Here is a 15,713-nt window from a genome sequence, read left to right as displayed (position 1 = left end):
CGGTTTGAAATAGCGCGAACGCGACCCCCCGTCCGTGAGTCTACTCCACGAACACACGACCACGACGGCGGCGGACGTTCTCGCCGACGCGAAGGTCGCACTGTTGCCGACCGGAAGCGTCGAACAGCACGGACCGGCCCTGCCGTTAGGAACCGACTTCATGGCGGCCGAAGCGGTCGTGCGCAGCGTCGACGACCGCGGAGGCGTCGTCCGCCTCCCGACGATTCCGGTCGGAGTGAGCGAACACCACCGGCAGTTCGACGGAACGCTCTGGACCGACCCGACGACGTTCGAGGACTACGTCGCGGACGTCGTCGCCAGCGTCGCCAGCCACGGCGTGAAGCGGGTCGTCGTCGTGAACGGTCACGGCGGTAACAGCGGCGCGCTCCAGCGCGTCGCGCGCCGCCTCCGACGCGAGGAGGTCGCCTTCGCCGTCCCGTGGAACTGGTGGAGCGGCATCGACGACGTGCTCGAAGACGAGTTCGGGACCGGCATCACCCACGCCGACGAGATAGAGACGAGCATGATGCTCGCCGTCGCGAACGACCTCGTGCGCGAGGCCGCGCTCGCGGAGGCGGAAGCGGGCGCGGGCGGCGCGTGGGGCCACGACGTTCACGGCGCGAACGTCGGCTTCGACACCATCGATTTCTCCGACAGCGGCGTCGTCGGCCGCCCGACCGAGGGCTCGCGCGAGGCGGGCGACCGATTGCTCTCGGCGTCCGGCGAACAACTCGGCGCGCTGGTCGAGTGGCTCGCCGAACAGAACGTGGCCGACCTCTGGCCGCAGGAACACCGATGACCGTCGCGGTCGTCGGGGGCGGCGCGGTCGGTCTGACGGCGGCCCGCGACCTCGCGGCGCGCGGCGCGGACGCGGTGCTGTTCGAGAGGGACGAGATTCCGAACCCGGACGCGAGCACGAGTCGGGCCGCGGGCGTGCTGTACGACGCGTTCGCCGCGCCCGAGGACGCGCGCGTCGGCGACCGAGCCATCGAGCGGTTCCGCGAGTTCTCCGGCACGGGGGGCTTCGAGTTCGAGGAGACGCCCTACGTCTGGTTCGCCCGGGACGGCGACGAGAAGCGCGCGGCGGCCATCCGCGAGCAGGTGCCGCGGATGCGAGAGCAGGGTCGGGACGTGTCGCTCGTCGACGCCGCGGACTTGGCCGACCGCTATCCGGCGCTGAACACGGCCGACGTGGCCGTCGCAGCGGTGGCCCGGAACGCTGGACGAACCGACCCCGGAAGCTACGCCCGGGCGATGGCCGAGGCGGCGGCGCGCGAGGGCGTCGAGATTCGAACCGGCGTCGAGGCGCGCGTTCGAACCGACCCGCCCCGCGTGCTCACCGAGGACGGCGAGGAGGCGTTCGACGCGGTGGTCGTCGCGGCGGGCGCGCACACGAAGCGCGTGCTCGCGGACGCCGGAATCCCCGTCGCGCTCAAACCCTACCGGGTGCAGGCGCTCACCTGCGAGTTCGGGGGCGACGTGCCGATGGTGTACGACGCCACCGAAGGGTACTACCTGCGCCCGCACCCCGAGGGCCTGCTGGCGGGCGACGGCACGGAGGAAGTCGAGAGCGACCCGGACGAGTGGACGCGGGAAGGCGACGCGGCGTTCCGCGAGGCGATGGAAGCGCGCCTCGCGCACCGCCTCGATTTCGGGCCGGACGCCGACTCCGGACCGACCGTCGAGCGCGCGTGGGCCGGGCTCTGCAACGCCACGCCCGACTACGACCCGCTCCTCGGCAAACTCCGGTCGGGGCTCTACGTCGCGGCGGGGTGGCAGGGCCACGGGTTCATGCGCGCGCCGGCGCTCGGCGAAGCGATAGCGGAGGACGTGCTCGGCGAGGGCGGGATTCCGGCGTTCGACCCGACGCGCTTCTCCGGCGACGAGGAGTTCGATATCGTAGAAGGGATGGCCGTGGAGTAGTCCTCGTCGCGTCGGTCGTCGCTACTTCGATTTCGGCACGTACACTTCGAGCGTCCCCGAGTCGGTCAGCGTCGCCGTCGAGCGCTTCGCGTCCACCTCGGCGTCCGCCGGGAGTTCGACGCGCCCGTCGAGCGACATTCCTCGGCCGGGGAACACCATCTCGAAGCCCTCGTGGAAGTCGCGGAAGCGGTCGATGCGGACGAGCACCGCACCGTCGGCGAACCGAACCTGAACGTCGCTCCCGGTCGCGCCCGCCGCGTCGAAGACGACGAGGTAGGCGTCCTCGCTTTCGAGCAGGTCGGACGGGATGGGTCGCTTCTCTTGCACCTTGCTCGCGGCGCGACCGACGCGCTCCGCGACCGCCGTCACGGTCGAGCGGCCGAGGTTTCGGAGCGTCATAGTTCGATGGCTTCGAGACAGTCGGTTCCGGCGCAGTACGGACACTGGAAGTCGTTCACGCCCACGTCGTCGGGCATGTCGTAGGTGTAGTGCATCTCGAACATGTCGAGTTCGCAATCGCCGTCCGTACATTTCACTTCGAGCGTCGCGGGCATGTGCGGCGGTACGTTCCGGACGAAAATAAACGCGCGGACTTCGGCTCTAGTTCGATTTTCGCGCGGAGGTATCGTTCGTGGGGTATCGCTTTCGTCGCTCCCGTCGCCGAGGGAGTGTAGTCACCGTTTTACCCGTCGAGCGGGTACGAGAGGACATGACCGACCCCGCGACCCTCGACGTGACGCTCGTGGACGGCTACGTCGACGAACCGGCGCACTTCGGCGTGCCGCCGTACATCTCGACGTACCCGCGGTACACCGCCGGGGCGCTCGTGGACGCGGGGGTGCCCGAGGAGCGAATCACGTACCACACCATCGACGAACTGCGCGAGGACAACGCGAAGTGGGGCGACGTGGCCGACGCCGACCTGTTCGTCTACATCGGCGGGATGACCGTCCCCGGCAAGTACGTCGGCGGGACGCCCGCCGAACCCGAGGAGGTGCGGAAGTTGGCGTGGACCGCCGACGGGACGAGCCTGATGGGCGGCCCCGTCAAGTTCGGCGTCGGTGAGGAGAACGCCGGCGGAACCGAGACGGCGCGCGACGACCTCGATTTCGACTTCGTGGCGAAAGGCGACGTGGAAGCGGCGGCCTTCGACCTCGCGGCGAGCGGACTGGAGGGTTTCGGCGACCGGATGCGCAGCAACGCGGAGATAGACCGCTGGGCCGAGACGGGCGCGTTCGTGGTCGAACAGCACCCGAACCACCCCGACTACCTCATCTGCGAGATGGAGACCTCGCGGGGCTGTCCGTACCGCTGTTCGTTCTGCACGGAACCGCTGTACGGGAATCCGTCGTTCCGCGAACCTCAGTCGGTCGTGGCGGAGGTCGCGGGGCTCTACGACCGGGGTGCCCGGCACTTTCGGCTGGGGCGACAGGCCGACATCCTCGCCTACGGCGGCGACGGCGAGAAGCCGAACCCCGACGCCCTGCGCGACCTGTACGGGGGCATCCGCGAGGCGGCGCCCGACCTCGGGACGCTCCACCTCGACAACATGAACCCCATCACCGTGGTCGAGTGGCCCGAGTTGTCGCGGGAAGGGATTCGCGTCATCGCCGAGCACAACACGCCCGGCGACACCGCCGCGTTCGGCCTCGAATCGGCGGACCCCGTCGTGCAGGAGGAGAACAACCTGAACGTCACCGCGGAGGAGTGCTTCGAGGCCGTGAAGATAGTCAACGAGGAGGCCGGCTGGCGACCCGGCGAGTCCCCCGAGTCGGCACCCACCTTCGGTTCCGACGCCGAAAACCGGCTGCCGAAGCTCCTGCCCGGCATCAACCTCCTCCACGGATTGAAAGGGGAACGCCGGGAGACGTTCGACCACAACCGGGCGTTCCTCCGACGCGTGTACGACGAGGGCTTGATGCTCCGCCGGGTGAACATCCGGCAGGTGATGGCGTTCTCCGGCACCGAGATGAGCGAGGTCGGCGCGGACATCGCCCACGACCACAAGAAGCTGTTCAAGCGGTACAAGCGCGAAGTGCGCGAGGAGATAGACAACCCGATGCTCAGGCGCGTGGCTCCGTCGGGAACCGTCCTGCCGAACGTCCACCTCGAATACCACGAGGGCGGACGAACGTTCGGGCGACAGCTCGGCACCTACCCCCTGCTCGTCGGGATTCCGGGGGAGCGCGAACTCGGTCGAACCATCGACGTGGCGGTCGTCGACCACGGCTATCGCTCCGTCACCGGGGTTCCCTACCCCCTCGACGTGAACAGCGCGACGATGGACGAACTCACCGCGATTCCGGGTCTGGGAAAACAACGCGCCGGGAACGTCATCGTGAACCGTCCTTACGAGACGCCGGACGAACTCGCCGAGACGGTGGACGTGGATCTGAGCGAGTTCGCCGGAGCGCCGGTCTCCAGAAACGCGGACTGACGAGCGCGGTTTTCATTTTCACAGCGACCGAGCGTCGAAGGGGAGCGAAGCGAGCTTTCGACGTGAGGGAGCGATAGGTCAGCGATGCAACCGTCAGACGCGGCAGGCGGCGTAACCGCCGGAAGTCGGCGATCGACACAACCGTCCGAATCCGCCGATGACGCAACCGCTAGTCGCTAGCGTCCTCTCCGGAAAATCTCGATTCTCCGGGCCGAGGAACCCCGAACGGGGGTGACGCAGGCTTTCGGTCCAAATTTTGCCGGGGAGCCAGCGGAAGCGACGGTTACCGTCGCTTCCGCCTGCGACCGCAGCAAAGGTGGTTTTAGAACTCCTCTTCGATGATTTCGCCGACGGCGAAGTTCGATTTCACTTCCGTGATCTCGACCTTCACGCGCTCGCCGATCTCCGCGCCGGGGACGATGATGACGTAGCCCCGTTCGACGCGCGCGATACCGTCGCCCTGCTTTCCGATATCCTCCACTTCGACGTAGCGGATTTCGCCGGCTTCGACGGGTGGCTGCGGTTCCGACGAAACCGTGCCGGTGCTGGTCGTGCTCTCGTTCGTGGCGGTCGTCTGGCTTTCTTCCGATTCGGTCTCCGTTTCGCGCGAGATGAGCGCGACGCGGTAGGTTTCTCCCGATTCGACCGACCCCGTGTCGATTTCGCGTCGTGGGACGGTGACGACGTACTCGTCGTCTTTCATAGTAACATCAGCGCTGAACAGACACAGGAGCTTGTCAGAGATTTCCAAGGGTCGTAGACCTCCAAATGATACCAAGTAGTCAACCATTAAAGAATTATCGAACACGACCGTTTGCCGCGGTCGAGTGCCAGAAGCAGCGCGACTGGCGCTGCTTCTGGCGGTCTCCCTGGCAATAGGTCGATCAAAAGCACTTTCCTTCCCTCCGGTCGGTCGTCGGCCCGCTCGCTCGCTACTCTCCCCTCTCGTACTCGGTTCCGTCGGGGCTCTTCGCGCCTTCGGAGTCGTAGACGACGATATCGCCCTCCTCGGAGTTCGCGTACTCGTAGTTGTCGCGCACCCCGATGGCCTCCTCCAGTTCGCGGACGGCGCGGGTTTTCAGCGCGTCCGCGAGGTCCTCCGCGTCTTCGCGGTCGATGTCGCGCCCGAGGCCCTCGCACTCGTGGGCGCGGACGACGCCGGACTCGTCCACCGCCTCGCCCATCGGTTGGCTCGTCCCGCCGAGCGCGACGCTGAAGGGGTACGTCCGGCAGATGAGCGGGCGGTCGGGGTGCACCGAACACGCGCCCTCTCCGTCGTCCTCCTCGTAGAATCGGCAATCTCCGCAGTCGTCGGTCTGGAGCGCCCACTCGAACGTTTGGCCCGTTCCGTCGGTCAGACCGTAGGGCATGGGCCGCGCCACGTCGCGGAAGTCGTACCCCGTCTCGGCCTGCAGTTCGCGCACCTCCCCCGGAAAGACGGTCGCGGTGTGGGGGTCGTCCGATTCGCTCTTGCAACAGGCCCCGCAGCGCGTACACTCGAATCCGATGTCCTCGATGGCGTCCGCGAGGGCGGACGCGTCGAGTGCTTTCGCGCGCTCCAGTTCGGCTTCGAGACTCTGCACGGACGCTAGTTCGCGTCGTCGGGGAAAATCATTGCGGCGCGGCGCGCTCGCCGTCCCACGTCACGTCCCCCTCGACCGCCAGCTTTTCCAGGTGGGCGGCGACGGTTCGCTCGGCGAACTCCCTGACGGCGGAGATATCCTTGTCGTACGCCGCGTCCGTCACCTCGGCGACGGTGCGCGCGCCGCCGCGCACCGCGGCGCGCACCTGCTCCTCGCGGGCGAGACGGTGGTCGATGACTCGCCGAATCGTCGCCCGCGGGTCGTCGATGACCGGCCCGTGCCCCGGATAGAGGGCGCTCGGATTTCGGGCGTACAGCCGCCGGAGCGAGGTCAGGTACGCGCGCAGGTCGCCCTCCCCGGCGGCGACGACGACGCTCCCCTCCGCGACGACCAGGTCGCCGGAGAGCATCTCGTCTCCGACGGCGAGTGCCACGTGGTCCGGGGCGTGCCCGGGCGTCTCGACGACGGTCAGCGGGCCGACCGCGGTTCCCTCGCGGACGGTTCGGTCGGGGGTGATTCCGGTGAGGGCCTCGAGGCGGTTTTCGCGCCCCGCCCGCCCCCAGACGGTCGCGTCGCAGGCGTCGGCGTAGTGTGCGACCCCGCCGACGTGGTCCGGGTGGGCGTGAGTGACGACGACGTGGTCGACGTCGTCGACCGCGCGGTCGAGTTCGTCCGTCCTTCCCGCGGGGTCGACGAGGACGTTTTCGACGACGTAGGCGTTCGTCGCTCCGTGCGGGGAGAGCGTGTCGGTCGGGACGGGGATGGGGTTCATGCGCGAGGTGAGGAACCCCACCGGGAAAGGACTCACGCCACCGTCGTCACTTGCGGAGGGGCTTCGGGAGAAAGACGATACGGAAAACGGGCGCTCAGTCGTTGAGGAGGTAGACCTGCTTTCGCGCGTCGCGGAAACTGTGGCGCGAGACGACGAGGTCCTGGTCTTCGAGGCGGGTCAGGGCGTATCGGACGGTTCGGTCGGGGAGGAGCGACTCTTCCGCGAGTTGGCCCTGGGTCAACGGTTCGCCGGTCTCTAACACCTTCGCGACGAGCTTGGCGCTGGGAGGAAGCTCCCTGAGTCGTTCGCGGAATTCGCCCGCCGGTCTGCTTGCGGTCGTGCTCATACTACCACACGACCGCGGTGAGATGGTAAAACTTGGCTATATGCGTGTCTATACAATACCAACACCTTAATCGTGATTATATTGCTCCGGAGCGGTTCGACACGTCGGGCGGACTGCTCCGCCGTTCGGTCGCTCGTCACGCTCCGGTTCGCGGCGAAGCGGTCGAGAGGAGTACCCGAACCTCGGCGAGGAGCGGCCGTGCGCCGTCCGAATTCGGTCCGCGTCGCGGCGAACGGCTACACTCGTCGGTCGGTTTTCGGCGGCTCGCTGTGGCGGTTGTACGTCCCGAGGACGTAGCCGCAGTCGGGACAGTGGACGATGACCGTTCTCTCGTACTCGTGGCGGACGAGGTCGTCCGCGCTGAACTCGCCGCCGCAGTGATTGCACGTTGGCATCGAAAACCCCGACACTCCGTATGCCAGCGATACCCAAAGTCGTTCGCCCTCGCCCGGCCGCTTAACCGCTTTCAGTATCGTTTTATGCACCGGGGGAAGTACACCATTGTGAGAGAAGTGTGAAGGGGCAGGAGTGGTACCAAGCGACCGAGGTGGCCGAGGAATACGAAGAGAAGCGATTTTCCCGCGGCGGACGGCTTATCGACCGGCGCGAAAAGCAAGCCGTCCTCGACGCCGTCGGGCGGGTCGACGGTAAGCGCGTCCTCGAAATCGCCTGCGGAACCGGCCGGTTCACGGTCATGCTCGCCGAACGCGGGGCCGACATCGTCGGTCTGGACATCTCGTCGGCCATGCTCCAGCAGGGACGCCACAAGGCGCGGAACGCGGGCGTCGCGGACCACTTGGAGTTCATGCGCGGCGACGCGGCCCGACTCCCGTTTCCCGACGACCACTTCGACACCGTGTTCGCCATGCGGTTTTTCCACCTCGCCGACGCGCCGGTGTCGTTCTTGAGCGAGATGTGCCGCGTCTCCAACGAGCAGGTCTTCTTCGACACGTTCGCCGGGCCGAGCACGCGGAGCATCTACAACTGGCTCCTCCCCATGGGCTCGCGGCTCTACTCGCTGGACGACGTGGAGAAACTGCTGGCCGACACCGGTCTCGCGCTGGTCGACGCCGAACACGACTGGATACTCCCCTACGGCTTCTATCGCAAGATTCCGGACGCGGTCGCTGAGCCCATCAGAGACATGGACACCGCCATCGGCGAGACGATCCTCGGCGACCCGCTCGCGTCCGTCTCCTACTGGAACACCCGCGTCGAGTGATTCCGGCGAGGGGGGCGCGTGCCGAACCGCTTTTACGTACTCGGTATCTGAAAAGCGGGTATGAACCTGTCCGTGGTGGTTCCGACGCTGAACGGTCGCGAACCACTGAGCGACTGCCTCGACGCGCTCGCTCGTCACGCGCCCGACGCCGAGGTGGTCGTGGTCAACGGACCCTCCGCGGACGGGACGACCGGGATGGTGTGCGACCGCGACGACGTGAGCACGCTGGTCGAGATATCCGACCGAAACCTCAACGTCGCGCGGAACGCCGGTATCGCGGAAGCGACCGGCGACGTGATCGCGCTCGTCGGACAGGACGTGACGGTCGAGGCGTCGTGGTACGACGGCGTCGAGGAGGCCGTGACGGCGGACAGCGACGTGGTGACCGGACCGATTCACCGACCGGTGCGGGCGGGCGTGACGACCCAGACGGTCGAGACGCGGGCGATCGCAGGGCGGGACGTGACCTACTTCGCGGGCCAGAACGTCGCGTTCACCCGCGACGCCGTTGAGGCGGTGGACGGGTTCGACGAGAACCTCCGAACCGGCGGCGCGCGCGACTGCGCCCATCGGCTCGCAGGACTGGGGCGAACGGTCGCGTGGAAACCGACGGCGAGCGTGCGCCACGACGAGTCGGCCGACGACGGAATCGAGCGCGAGTGGGACGTGAAGTATCGGTCGCTCGCCTACCGCATGGTCAAAAACTACGGGCCGCGCCTGACCGTCTTCCGGCGGACGCTCCGCGACGCCGCCACCGACGCCCGCAAGACCGGTCGGGAGGTCGCGTCGGGCGACGCCGAACCCTCCTTCTGGGCGAGTTGCGGAAAGCGCGTCTGTAAGGGCATCGCCGTCGGCACCAAGGACGGTGCCCTCGCCCGCGTCCGCGACCGGAGCGACGCTCGAAACCCCGCCGGGCTCTCGTCGCGGGCCGACCGCGCCGTGGAGCGCTACGACTGGCGCGACGAAGCGTAACGGAACGTCGGGACGGCGGGGTCTCGACGGTCGCTCACCGTGGCTCGCGAAGTTTCGACTGGTCGTTTTACGCTCGGAGAATGACGCCGAGAGGGAGATTTGAACCACCCGAAGAAGCTTCCTCGCCGAGGGCGAGACTGCCTCTTCCGTCGTTCGAAATCTCCTCGTGCGTTTTCTCACTCGACTCGGGCGAGCACGCGCTACGCGGTGCTCGCCGGATTGTTCCGAGAGAAACGCCGAGAGGGAGATTTGAACTCCCGTGTCCGTGAGGACAGCAGATTTCGAATCTGCCGCCTTGGCCGGGCTAGGCTATCTCGGCTCACCCAAACCTACCCCGCTGTTCGTTTTATGGGTTTCGATTCGCGGAACCGAAATCCCTCCGACCATCAAATTAAAATTGATGGCCGTTGGGAAAGATATCATGGACGTTACAGACGCGAACGCGAAGAGCGAATCCGTCCTCGACGCGGTCGGTACCGCCGTCATCGCCGACCGCGAGTTCCTCGAAACGGTCCTCCTCGGCGTCATGGCCCAGGGCCACGTTCTGCTGGAGGACGTGCCCGGAACCGGAAAGACCCTCACGGCGCGGAGTTTCGCCTCCGCGCTCGGCCTCTCGTTCAGCCGCGTGCAGTTCACGCCCGACCTGCTCCCGGCGGACGTGACCGGCACCCACGTCTTCAACGAGCAGGACCGCCAGTTCGAGTTCAACGAGGGCCCCATCTTCGCCAACGTCGTCCTCGCGGACGAGATCAACCGCGCGCCGCCGAAGACGCAGGCCGCTCTCCTCGAAGCCATGGAAGAACAGCAGGTGACGGTGGACGGCGACACCCGCGAACTCCCCGACCCGTTCTTCGTCATCGCCACGCAGAACCCCGTCGAGCAGGAGGGGACGTTCCCGCTCCCCGAGGCGCAGGTCGACCGCTTCGCCGTCAAGACGAGCCTCGGCTACCCCGACATGGACGGCGAAATCGAACTCCTGCGCCGCCGGGCCGACCGCCACAGCCAGAGCCCCAGCATCGAGAGCGTCCTCGACAACCGGTCGGTCACCGACCTCCAGTCCGTCCCCGAGTCGGTGCGCGTCGAGGAGGACCTGCTGGAGTACATGGCCGCCGTCGCCCGCGAGACGCGCGACGACCGCCGGGTCGAGGTCGGCGTCTCCCCTCGCGGAACCCAGCGCCTCTTCGAGGCCTCCCGCGCCCGCGCCGCCATGCAGGGTCGGGAGTTCGTCACCCCCGACGACGTGAAGCGCGTCGCCTACCCCGTGCTCACCCACCGCGTCGTCCTCACCCCGGACGCGAAGGTGAACAACGTCCGGAAAGACGAGATAATCGAGGCCGTGCTGGACGGCGTGCCCGTGCCGACGGTGGAGTGAGATAGAACCGAACGCGCTCGAATCGCCCGCCGCAACGACTATTCTCGTTCCCGCTCGCGCCACTCCCGACGGAGGAGTCCGTACTGAACCATGTCGCGGTGCTCGCCGTCGACGAACATGTACTTCCGGCGGCGGCCCTCCTCGGCGAACCCGAGCGACTCCAGCAGGCCGCGGGAGGCGTCGTTGAAATCGAAGGCTTCCGCGCCCACGGCGGGGGTGTCGTACGTTCGAAAGACGTACTCGATGACCAGCGAGACGGCCTCCTTGCCGTAGCCTCGGCCGTGCACCTCCGGGACGAGCCAGTAGCCGAGTTCCGGGCGTTTCCAATCGGCGTCCGTGACGGTCACTCCGCCGATGCGCGTCACGTCGGCGTCGGCCTCGTCGGGTTGCCCCGGACTCGCCGCTCCCTCCTCCAGACAGACGAGGAACCGGTCGGAATCGTCGTCCTCGACGTGTTCCTCGAGTCGCTCCCGATTCATAACCGGGTTGCCGATCGGATAGCGGAGTTCGGGGTTCGTCAGCGCGCGCTGGACGAACGAAATATCCTCCCGTTCGACCGTCCGGAGTGTGATGCGCTCGCCGCTCTGTGCGTATGCTCCGGGCATGAATTCCGTGTCGGCGACACCCGTCATACGTCTTCTGCAACCTCGGACGAGTAGGGTCGTCTCCGTCGAAATCCCCTCGTCGAAAGCGTCTTCGGAAAAGACGATTCACGCCCGGAGCGCCGACGTGAGCGCCAGCGCCGCGATGAGCAGGGACACCAGCGCGGTCATCGGTTGCCCGCCGCTTCCGAGCAGGTACATCCCGTAGCCCACGCCGCCCGCCGAGACCGCGACCACGGTGCTCGCGGCGGCGTGGGTGAGTTCGAGGCGCTGGGTGTCCGCCTCGCGGCCCAGTTGCTCGCCGACGTTGATGGCCTGCTCGCCGAAGTCCCACGCGAGCACCGTCGCCATCGCCCCGGGAATCAGGAGTTCGGCGGGGGCCGAGACGAGTCCGCCCGCGAGCACGCCGCACAGGAGGGCGAAACTCCCGACGGTCACCCCGCGGCGCGACCCTCGGACGACGCCGAGGGCGACGAGCGCCAACCCGAGCAACCCGGCGAGCGCGCCGCTTCCGCCGACGAACGCGCTCGCGCCGAGCGCGACGGAGCCCGCGATGACGGCGAGCAGTTGGCTCGCACGGGCGGGCGAGCGGTCTATCTCGCTCATCGGAGCCACCTCCGGTTCGCACGGGCCAGCGCCACGCCGAGCGACTCGTCGGCGTCCCAGTCGACGACCCGCAGTCCGCCGGCCCGGAGCGACTGGAGTCGGCGGAGTCGCTCCGCCCGAGCGAGTCGCTGTCCGGGGGTCGCGTCGCCGGTCGGGTCGGGGCTGATGACGGTCACGGCGTGGCCGCCGGCGTCGATCCGCCGAGCCACTTCCGGCGCGAAGCGGTCGCAGAGCGGCGAGAAGAACACCACCTGCGCGTCCGTCGGAAGCCGCCGAAGGAGCCACCGCATCCGCAGCGTCGAGTAGAACGTCCCGGTCGGCGGTTCGAGCGCGAAGGCGTCCGCGTGCGAGAGGAGTTCCCGCGCTTCCGCCCGGTGGTACGTTCCCGTGCCGGGCGACAGCCACGCCTCTTCGGGGCCGAACGCGGCGATTCCGACGCGGTCGCCGTTGTCGAGCAGGGCGCTGAACGCGTCGCCGGCGGCGCGGACCGCGTGCTCGACCGCGCCGGGGTCGTCGACGTCGGTCGCGAGATACGCCTTCGCTCGCGTGTCCACGAGCAGAACGACGGTGGCGGTCTGCTCCTCGCGGAACTCGACCGTCGTCAGTTCGCCCGTCCGCGCCTTTCGGTTCCAGTCGATGCGCGAGAGTGGGTCGCCGGGGCGGTACTCGCGGGTGGCGTGGAACTCGACGCCCGTTCCGCCTTCGCGCGTCGCCACCCGCCCGGTGTGGCGAATCGTCTGTTCCCTGAGCGGAACCGACTCCGCCGTCGCCGCGAGCCGGGGCGTGCACGTTATCGCCGTCTCGTCAGCTAGCTCGAACTCGCGCTCGACGGCCCCGCTGAAGTCGCGGGCGAGCACCTGCGCCGGTTCGAAGGCGTGTTCGCCGCGAACCGCCTCGACGCGGTAGGCGAACGCCGCCCGCTTGCCGGGACGGAGCGCGGTTCCGAGTCGGGGCGACCCGGAGGTCACCTCCAGCGCCTCGGGCACGCCGTCGATGACGCGGAGGTCGGGGACGGTCGCGTCTCCGACGTTCTCGACCGCCACCTCGACCCGAATCTCGTCCCCCGGTTCCGGGGTCGCGTCGCTCACGGTGCGCGTCAGTTCGAGGTCGGTCGTCGGGGGCGTCGCGGTTCTCGCGTAGGCCGCGAACGCGACGCCGACCACGCCCACGAGGAGCGTGACGGGACTGCCGACGAACACGCCGACCGCCGCGGCGAGGAGCGCGACCGCGCTCACGCCGTGCCAGCGGTTCGTCTCGCGGACGGTCATCGGTCGTCCTCCACGTAGCCGGTGACGGCGTCGGCGGTTCGGCGCGCTCGCCGCTGGAAGGTCGTCTCGCCGCCGAACGACTGCCGAAGCCACTCGCCCCACGAGCGGCGAGGCGCGGACGGGCCGCCGAGGAACGCGGCGGCGTACGGGTCGTCCGTCCAGTCGCCGGTCTCTACCCGCGCCTTCGCGTCGTCCTCCGAGCAGCCTTCGCGCTGGACGATGGCCTCGAGGAGCGACCGTTCGAGGTGCTGCCTGAGCCGTTTCTGCGACCGGAAGCGCTGCGACCGCGACCCGGAGTGGACGGTTCGCAGGCGCTCGTCGAACTCCTGGCCCGGCGTCGGATGCGTCACGTTCGTCTCCGGGTCGCCCGTCGCCGCGCCTTCCACGTCGCGGCGGCGTCTGCTCTGGACGACGCGGAGCCCTTGGACGAGCGCCAACACCCCGACGAGATTCAGGAACACATCCCCGGTCGGCACCACCGCCGCGAGCTCCGGCGCGAACGCGACCGCGAGTCCCCAGCCGACGGCGAGGATGCCGGCCGCCGTGAGGATCGGTCGGTCCTTCATCGCTCGTCCTCCGCGTAGCGGCGTTCGATTCGGCGGAGCGCGGACACGGCCCGTCGCTCGCGGTCGCCGGTCGCGTCCTCGCCGCCGTACCGGACTTCCTCGAAGACGGCCGTCAGTTCGGACACGTCCTCCCGGCCCATTCCGGCGTCGACCGCCGCCGCGGCGAACTCGCCGGGCGTGCTCGATTCGGGGGCGCGCACGTCGAGGTGGCGGGTCATCTCGCGCCACGCGCGGTACACCTCGTTCTCGACGCTCGCCTCGGACTCGATGCGGTCCGCCGCCTCGCCCGCCGCCCGCCCGACTGCGGCGACGTCCTCCTCGCCGGGCGTCTCCTCGCTCGCCGGCGTGTCGGGTTCGCTACCGCCGGAGCTCTTCACGAGGAGGACGACCGCCCCGACGAGCGCGATTCCGAGGACGACGAACAGCGCGAGCGAGGGCGTCATCACGGTCGACGCGCCGTCGCCGAGGCCGCCGGAACCGCCCCCCGGGAGCGAGAAGTTGCTCCGGTTGAAGGGGAGTAAGCGGCCCTTCGACCCGCGGGGAGCCGAGACGGTGCACGCGGTCAACAGGGCGTGAACCAGCAGTATCGGAACGCCGACGGGGCCGACGATGGCGAAAGCGCCGAGGAGCCCTTTCCGTCGGTAGGCGACGCCGACGAGGAGGAGAAACGCGCCCGCGATAGCGAGTATCGCGGGGCCGCTCGCGAGAACGGGGTAACAGGGGAGTTCTATCGGCACTGACAGGGCCGCTCCGCGTCCCCCGGACGGGGACGACCGGTTTTCCTCGCCGAATCCGGTGCCGCCGGAACCGGAGCCGAACCCGGTGCCGCCGGAGCCGTCCTCGGTCACGGCCGAGTTCAGCGTCGCGGCGGCGAGGGAGATGGCGAGGACGCAGAGGAGCGCGATGACGACGGGACGGGCGGTGTCTGTATCCACGCTACCGAGTAGCGGGATTGAAAACTTAGTTTTTCTGTCTTCTCTCAGGAAGGAGTCGGCCTCGGCCGAGCGGAGGGGCGCGTCCCTCTCCCGCCGTCGTTCGCCCTAGAGGTACGACTCGTCGTACTCCTCGTTCGAGCGCGAGGCGTGGGTGTTACCGCACTCGGCGCACTCGATGCGCTCCACGTTGTCCATCGTCGTGTCCAACGAGCCGCAGTTGCTACAGTAGTAGCCGAACTGCTCGGTGTGTTCCTCGTCGGTGTAGGCGGCGTAGAAGGGTCCATCGGTTCCCGACTCCACCTCGTCGCGGTCGACGTACACCTCCTCGCCGTCCTCGGTCGTCGCGGTCGTCACCCCGTCGCGCGTCTCCGCGTTCGGAAGGTCGTCCCCCTCCTCGGCCGCTTCGGTCGGCGCTTCGTCGGCAGCCTCCGACTCGACGTAGACGTACTCCACGAGCGACTCGTCGCCGATATCGACCCGCCGCTCGTCCGTCCGCTCTAAGCCGAACTGCTCGAAGAAGTCGTGGCCCTCCGTGTTCGCTTCGAGGGTCGTCGCCGAGACGTGCTCCGCGTTCTCCCGAAGCGATTCGACGGCGGCCTCGAACAACTGGGTGCCGACCCCCGCGCCGCGGTGCTCGGGGTCGACCATCAGCCACCGCACCTCGCCCTCCGACCCGTCGCGCTCGCCGACGACGAAGCCGACGACGGTGTCCCACTCGTCGCTCTCCGCGACGAGGACGACGGCGTCCGAGTCGTCGAACGTCCGCGTCAGCCGTTCCTCGCCGAACTGCTCCTCGGCTATCGTCTCGATCTGCTGCGGGCTGAGCGCGTAGGAGGTCGTCATCGCGCTCTGTGCGACTTCGCGCATTCGCTCCGTGTCGTCCGAAGTGGGTTCGCGGAGTTCCATGGCGTAGCCTTCGCCCGCCACGTCGATAAATCCGGTGACGGATGCTCCGATACTACTCGGTTTCGTTCGGAGTCCGGTTCGCGGCGCGGTACCGCGCTCTCGTCGTTCGGCCCGCCGTCCGGGATAAAACCTCCGTCCGGGTCCGAGCAAATTCGAGCGACGCGGCGCGGTAACCAACGGCGAACCGTTATGCTCCCGGCGTC

19 protein-coding genes and 1 tRNA gene are annotated in these 15,713 nt (G+C 68.4%); 6 read left to right on the top strand and 14 right to left on the bottom strand.

Annotation, left to right across the window (positions count from 1 at the left end; genetic code table 11):
* Positions 1 to 34 precede the first annotated feature (34 nt).
* Together LIX00_RS05840 and LIX00_RS05835 are read left to right on the top strand one after the other, a co-directional pair.
* On the top strand, positions 35 to 799 hold the full coding sequence (locus LIX00_RS05840; protein ID WP_227355265.1) for a creatininase family protein: 765 nt from the start codon (positions 35 to 37) through the stop codon (positions 797 to 799).
* Entirely contained in the window at positions 796 to 1,923 is a 1,128-nt protein-coding gene (locus tag LIX00_RS05835; protein ID WP_227355264.1) for an NAD(P)/FAD-dependent oxidoreductase, read from the top strand. The genes LIX00_RS05840 and LIX00_RS05835 overlap by 4 nt, the downstream gene beginning before the upstream one ends.
* Positions 1,924 to 1,944: 21 nt before the next feature.
* Here LIX00_RS05835 and LIX00_RS05830 read toward each other — a convergent pair whose 3' ends face one another.
* Together LIX00_RS05830 and LIX00_RS05825 are read right to left on the bottom strand one after the other, a co-directional pair.
* Positions 1,945 to 2,322, bottom strand: coding sequence for an Hsp20/alpha crystallin family protein (locus LIX00_RS05830; protein ID WP_227355263.1), 378 nt, complete (start codon positions 2,320 to 2,322; stop codon positions 1,945 to 1,947).
* Positions 2,319 to 2,477, bottom strand: coding sequence for a DUF7559 family protein (locus LIX00_RS05825; protein WP_227355262.1), 159 nt, complete (start codon positions 2,475 to 2,477; stop codon positions 2,319 to 2,321). Before LIX00_RS05825 ends, LIX00_RS05830 begins: the two co-directional genes overlap by 4 nt.
* 155 nt (positions 2,478 to 2,632) lie before the next feature.
* Between LIX00_RS05825 and LIX00_RS05820 the strand changes: the two genes are divergently transcribed.
* Complete coding sequence (locus tag LIX00_RS05820; RefSeq protein ID WP_227355261.1) at positions 2,633 to 4,360, top strand: radical SAM protein; 1,728 nt, start codon at positions 2,633 to 2,635, stop codon at positions 4,358 to 4,360.
* Positions 4,361 to 4,682: 322 nt separating this feature from the next.
* On the opposite strand, the gene LIX00_RS05815 is transcribed toward LIX00_RS05820, so the two are convergent.
* The 5 genes from LIX00_RS05815 to LIX00_RS05795 all read right to left on the bottom strand — a co-directional run bounded on the left by LIX00_RS05815 (position 4,683) and on the right by LIX00_RS05795 (position 7,456).
* The gene (locus LIX00_RS05815) at positions 4,683 to 5,111 is read right to left on the bottom strand and encodes a TRAM domain-containing protein (protein ID WP_227355260.1); all 429 of its coding nucleotides are present in this window, start codon (positions 5,109 to 5,111) and stop codon (positions 4,683 to 4,685) included.
* A 181-nt stretch (positions 5,112 to 5,292) separates the two neighbouring features.
* Entirely contained in the window at positions 5,293 to 5,943 is a 651-nt protein-coding gene (locus tag LIX00_RS05810; protein ID WP_227355259.1) for a YkgJ family cysteine cluster protein, read from the bottom strand.
* Between the two features lie 28 nt (positions 5,944 to 5,971).
* Positions 5,972 to 6,715 carry an MBL fold metallo-hydrolase gene (locus LIX00_RS05805; RefSeq protein ID WP_227355258.1) on the bottom strand — a complete coding sequence of 248 codons (744 nt, stop codon included), beginning with the start codon at positions 6,713 to 6,715 and terminating at the stop codon, positions 5,972 to 5,974.
* Positions 6,716 to 6,809: 94 nt separating this feature from the next.
* Positions 6,810 to 7,061: a MarR family transcriptional regulator gene (locus LIX00_RS05800; protein ID WP_227355257.1), complete on the bottom strand. Its 252-nt coding sequence runs from the start codon at positions 7,059 to 7,061 to the stop codon at positions 6,810 to 6,812.
* A gap of 236 nt (positions 7,062 to 7,297) precedes the next feature.
* Entirely contained in the window at positions 7,298 to 7,456 is a 159-nt protein-coding gene (locus LIX00_RS05795) for a hypothetical protein (RefSeq protein ID WP_227355256.1), read from the bottom strand.
* Between the two features lie 119 nt (positions 7,457 to 7,575).
* Here LIX00_RS05795 and LIX00_RS05790 point away from each other — a divergent pair, with 119 nt between their 5' ends.
* Together LIX00_RS05790 and LIX00_RS05785 are read left to right on the top strand one after the other, a co-directional pair.
* Entirely contained in the window at positions 7,576 to 8,283 is a 708-nt protein-coding gene (locus LIX00_RS05790; protein WP_227355255.1) for a class I SAM-dependent methyltransferase, read from the top strand.
* A 60-nt stretch (positions 8,284 to 8,343) separates the two neighbouring features.
* Positions 8,344 to 9,255 (top strand): glycosyltransferase family 2 protein, encoded by a 912-nt coding sequence (locus LIX00_RS05785; RefSeq protein WP_227355254.1) that lies wholly within the window; start codon positions 8,344 to 8,346, stop codon positions 9,253 to 9,255.
* 234 nt (positions 9,256 to 9,489) lie between these two features.
* On the opposite strand, the gene LIX00_RS05780 is transcribed toward LIX00_RS05785, so the two are convergent.
* A tRNA-Ser gene (locus LIX00_RS05780) sits at positions 9,490 to 9,574 on the bottom strand.
* 102 nt (positions 9,575 to 9,676) lie between these two features.
* Here LIX00_RS05780 and LIX00_RS05775 point away from each other — a divergent pair.
* Positions 9,677 to 10,627 (top strand): AAA family ATPase, encoded by a 951-nt coding sequence (locus tag LIX00_RS05775; protein ID WP_227355253.1) that lies wholly within the window; start codon positions 9,677 to 9,679, stop codon positions 10,625 to 10,627.
* A gap of 38 nt (positions 10,628 to 10,665) precedes the next feature.
* Here LIX00_RS05775 and LIX00_RS05770 read toward each other — a convergent pair whose 3' ends face one another.
* The 6 genes from LIX00_RS05770 to LIX00_RS05745 all read right to left on the bottom strand — a co-directional run bounded on the left by LIX00_RS05770 (position 10,666) and on the right by LIX00_RS05745 (position 15,531).
* On the bottom strand, positions 10,666 to 11,232 hold the full coding sequence (locus LIX00_RS05770) for a GNAT family N-acetyltransferase (RefSeq protein ID WP_227355252.1): 567 nt from the start codon (positions 11,230 to 11,232) through the stop codon (positions 10,666 to 10,668).
* A gap of 105 nt (positions 11,233 to 11,337) precedes the next feature.
* A complete protein-coding gene (locus tag LIX00_RS05765; protein ID WP_227355251.1) occupies positions 11,338 to 11,835 on the bottom strand; it encodes a DUF7519 family protein in 498 nt (165 codons plus the stop codon).
* Entirely contained in the window at positions 11,832 to 13,103 is a 1,272-nt protein-coding gene (locus LIX00_RS05760) for a DUF58 domain-containing protein (protein WP_227355250.1), read from the bottom strand. Before LIX00_RS05760 ends, LIX00_RS05765 begins: the two co-directional genes overlap by 4 nt.
* On the bottom strand, positions 13,100 to 13,669 hold the full coding sequence (locus LIX00_RS05755; RefSeq protein ID WP_227355249.1) for a DUF7269 family protein: 570 nt from the start codon (positions 13,667 to 13,669) through the stop codon (positions 13,100 to 13,102). The genes LIX00_RS05760 and LIX00_RS05755 overlap by 4 nt, the downstream gene beginning before the upstream one ends.
* Entirely contained in the window at positions 13,666 to 14,604 is a 939-nt protein-coding gene (locus LIX00_RS05750; protein WP_227355248.1) for a DUF4129 domain-containing protein, read from the bottom strand. The genes LIX00_RS05755 and LIX00_RS05750 overlap by 4 nt, the downstream gene beginning before the upstream one ends.
* 105 nt (positions 14,605 to 14,709) lie before the next feature.
* A complete protein-coding gene (locus LIX00_RS05745) occupies positions 14,710 to 15,531 on the bottom strand; it encodes a GNAT family N-acetyltransferase (RefSeq protein WP_227355247.1) in 822 nt (273 codons plus the stop codon).
* Positions 15,532 to 15,713: the final 182 nt, after the last annotated feature.

The sequence above is a fragment of the Haladaptatus salinisoli genome (assembly GCF_020614375.1).
In the GTDB taxonomy this organism is placed as follows: Archaea; Halobacteriota; Halobacteria; order Halobacteriales; family Haladaptataceae; genus Haladaptatus; species Haladaptatus salinisoli.
The sequence above is the reverse complement of the archived record's forward strand: the minus strand, read 5'-3'. Positions and strand labels throughout refer to the sequence as shown.

What these genes read in the sequence shown, in the direction of transcription:
- LIX00_RS05800 (WP_227355257.1), bottom strand. Translation starts at nt 7,061, where the DNA reads ATGAGCACGACCGCAAGCAGACCGGCGGGCGAATTCCGCGAACGACTC.
- LIX00_RS05760 (WP_227355250.1), bottom strand. Translation starts at nt 13,103, where the DNA reads ATGACCGTCCGCGAGACGAACCGCTGGCACGGCGTGAGCGCGGTCGCG.
- LIX00_RS05785 (WP_227355254.1), top strand. Translation starts at nt 8,344, where the DNA reads ATGAACCTGTCCGTGGTGGTTCCGACGCTGAACGGTCGCGAACCACTG.
- LIX00_RS05830 (WP_227355263.1), bottom strand. Translation starts at nt 2,322, where the DNA reads ATGACGCTCCGAAACCTCGGCCGCTCGACCGTGACGGCGGTCGCGGAG.
- LIX00_RS05820 (WP_227355261.1), top strand. Translation starts at nt 2,633, where the DNA reads ATGACCGACCCCGCGACCCTCGACGTGACGCTCGTGGACGGCTACGTC.
- LIX00_RS05770 (WP_227355252.1), bottom strand. Translation starts at nt 11,232, where the DNA reads ATGCCCGGAGCATACGCACAGAGCGGCGAGCGCATCACACTCCGGACG.
- LIX00_RS05825 (WP_227355262.1), bottom strand. Translation starts at nt 2,477, where the DNA reads ATGCCCGCGACGCTCGAAGTGAAATGTACGGACGGCGATTGCGAACTC.
- LIX00_RS05765 (WP_227355251.1), bottom strand. Translation starts at nt 11,835, where the DNA reads ATGAGCGAGATAGACCGCTCGCCCGCCCGTGCGAGCCAACTGCTCGCC.
- LIX00_RS05795 (WP_227355256.1), bottom strand. Translation starts at nt 7,456, where the DNA reads ATGCCAACGTGCAATCACTGCGGCGGCGAGTTCAGCGCGGACGACCTC.
- LIX00_RS05775 (WP_227355253.1), top strand. Translation starts at nt 9,677, where the DNA reads ATGGACGTTACAGACGCGAACGCGAAGAGCGAATCCGTCCTCGACGCG.
- LIX00_RS05835 (WP_227355264.1), top strand. Translation starts at nt 796, where the DNA reads ATGACCGTCGCGGTCGTCGGGGGCGGCGCGGTCGGTCTGACGGCGGCC.
- LIX00_RS05805 (WP_227355258.1), bottom strand. Translation starts at nt 6,715, where the DNA reads ATGAACCCCATCCCCGTCCCGACCGACACGCTCTCCCCGCACGGAGCG.
- LIX00_RS05755 (WP_227355249.1), bottom strand. Translation starts at nt 13,669, where the DNA reads ATGAAGGACCGACCGATCCTCACGGCGGCCGGCATCCTCGCCGTCGGC.